The 2,570-nt window shown below is 66.8% G+C and carries 3 protein-coding genes; all 3 read left to right on the top strand.

Annotated elements, in window-relative coordinates:
* Window positions 1–587 (top strand): type VI secretion system-associated FHA domain protein TagH (tagH, locus tag N878_RS17480; RefSeq protein ID WP_021444891.1); only part of this gene is annotated, 587 nt, incomplete at its 5' end.
* Between the two features lie 68 nt (window positions 588–655).
* Entirely contained in the window at window positions 656–1,123 is a 468-nt protein-coding gene (gene tssJ / locus N878_RS17485; RefSeq protein WP_031303386.1) for a type VI secretion system lipoprotein TssJ, read from the top strand.
* Window positions 1,124–1,143: 20 nt separating this feature from the next.
* Window positions 1,144–2,478: a type VI secretion system baseplate subunit TssK gene (tssK, locus tag N878_RS17490; RefSeq protein ID WP_031303387.1), complete on the top strand. Its 1,335-nt coding sequence runs from the start codon at window positions 1,144–1,146 to the stop codon at window positions 2,476–2,478.
* The last annotated feature ends 92 nt before the right edge of the window (window positions 2,479–2,570 follow it).

The raw sequence follows: 2,570 nt of genomic DNA on the forward strand, positions 1-2,570 counted from the left end.
ACGACGCCCTGGAAGCCTTTCTGCGCGGCGCCGGGGTGGCGCAGCTGCGCATCGAACGGGGCGAGGCGCTGGCGCAGATGGAGGCCATCGGCCGCAGCTACCGGCAGATGGTCGAAGGCCTGGTGGACGTGCTGCGCGCCCGCGCCAGTCTCAAGGGCGAGTTCCGCATGGCGCAGACCATGATTCAGCCGGTAGAGAACAACCCGCTGAAATTCGCGCCGAACGTCGAGGAGGCACTGCTGCTGTTGCTACGTTCCGGCAACCAGGCCTTCATGCCGGCCGACCAGGCCATCGCGGAAAGTTTCGATGACCTGCGCGCGCACCAACTGGCGGTCATGGCGGGGGTACAGGCGGCCATCAAACATCTGTTGAAGCGCTTCGAGCCGGCCACTCTGGAGGCGCGTCTGAACAAACCTTCGGGTATTGGCGGATTATTGTCGGGGGGGCGCCAAGCCAAGTACTGGGAACTGTTCACCGAAACCTATGCCGCCATATCCCGGGAAGCGGAGGACGACTTCCAGGACCTGTTCGGCCGCGAGTTCAGTCGCGCCTATGAAGAGCACAGCGCCAAACTGCGTAGAACTTAGTGTTTGTTATGGAGCGGCGGGCTGTTAATTCTGAATTGAAATAATAAAACTTCTAGAGGACGCCAAAGATGCCAAGGATATTGTGGGGAGTGCTGGCACTGTTGCTGACCGCCTGCGCATCGGAGCCGCCACCGCCTGCGCCCACCGTGGTGCGTCTGCAGATCCAGGCCTCGGCCGACCTCAATCCTGCGCCGGGCGGGCAGCCGGCACCGGTGCGGGTACGCCTGTACGAACTGAAGAGCGGGGCGGTGTTCAGCCGGGCCGACTACTTCTCCCTGGTCGAGTCGGCCAACGCCACCCTGAGCAGCGATCTGGTGGCCCAGGACGAGTTGCTGATCCAGCCCGGCGAGCAACTGATCCTCGACCGCACCCTGGACGAACAGAGCCGTCTGCTCGGTTTTGTGGTCGCCTTCCGCGACCTGGACGACTCGGTGTGGCGGCAGCTGGTCAACATCCCGCCGCACCAGACCAGCGTGCTCAACGTCAGCCTCAGCGCGCGCGCGGTCAGCGCCGTGCCCGCGCCGCCGACCAAATAAACCACTCGGGAGATTCGCTCATGTCCTGGAATAACCGAGTGGTGTGGTCCGAGGGGATGTTCCTGCGCCCGCAACACCTGCAACAGCATGACCGTTATCTGGAAACCCTGGTCGACAGCCGCTGCCGGCCAATGTTCGCCGGCGGCTGGGGGTTCTCCGAACTGCAGCTGGACACGGCGCTGCTGACCCAGGGCAAGCTGGCCATTCTCGGCGCCCGCGGCGTGCTGCCCGACGGCACGCCGTTCGACATTCCCGGCGACGACGTGGCGCCGACGCCGCTGATCGTCGACCCGCAGATGCGCGACCAGCTGATCTACCTCGGCCTGCCGCTCAAGCGCGCCGGCACCCGCGACACCGTGGAGGAGGGCGAAGCCCTTGGCGGCGCTCGCTACGTCAGCCAGGTGCGCGAGGTGCGCGACGACAACGCGCCGTTCGAGAGTCGCGCGCCGCTGGCCATCGGCGGCAAGGCACTGCGCCTGCTCACCGAGCGCGACGGCCTCGGCGAGTACGCCTGCATCGGCGTGGTGCGGGTGGTGGAAAAACGCGCCGACAATGCCTTGCTGCTCGACGAGAACTACATCCCGCCATTGCTGGACGTCGCCGCCTCGCCGCCGCTGGCGGCCTTTCGCAGCGAACTGCAGGGCCTGCTGCACCAGCGTGGCGAGGCGCTGGCGGGCAGGGTGGTGGCCTCCGGCGCCGGCGGCGCCTCGGAGATCGCCGATTTCCTGCTGCTGCAGCTGGTCAACCGCGCTGAGCCGCTGATCAGCCACCTGGCCCGGCTCAGCCCGCTGCACCCGGAGGCCTTCTACCGCGAGGCGGTGGCGCTGGCCGGCGAATTCGCCACCTTTTCCAGTAGCGGCCGGCGCCCGGCCGAGTACCCGGCCTACGAGCACGACGACCTGGCGGCCAGTTTCGCCCCGGTGATCCGCGAGCTGCGCCAGGCACTGTCGATGGTCATCGACAGCCGCGCCACGCCGATCCCGATAGTCGAGAAATCCTACGGCGTGCACGTGGCCATGCTGGCCGACAAGAACCTGCTGCAGGGCGCCAGCTTCGTCCTGGTGGTGCGCGCCGACGTGCCGGCGGAAAACCTGCGCAGCCTGTTCCCGCAGCAGGCCAAGGTCGGCTCGGTGGAACACATCCGCGACCTGGTCAACCTGCAGCTGCCGGGCATCGCCTTGCTGCCGATGCCGGTGGCGCCACGGCAGATTCCCTATCACGCCGGCTCCAGCTACTTCGAGCTGGATCGCGGCAGCGACCATTGGAAGCAGTTGGCCAACTCGGGGGGCTTCGCCTTCCATATCGCCGGCCAGTTCCCCGGTTTGAACCTGGCCTTCTGGGCCATCCGAGGATAGTTCGCCATGCATCCGATCGACGATCCCTTCGGCGGCCCACCCGGCAACGGTGGCGGCGGCTCGGGCGGCGGCAGCGACCGCACCATGATCAT

Source organism: Pseudomonas sp. EGD-AK9, from assembly GCF_000465935.2.
Lineage (GTDB): Bacteria > Pseudomonadota > Gammaproteobacteria > Pseudomonadales > Pseudomonadaceae > Aquipseudomonas.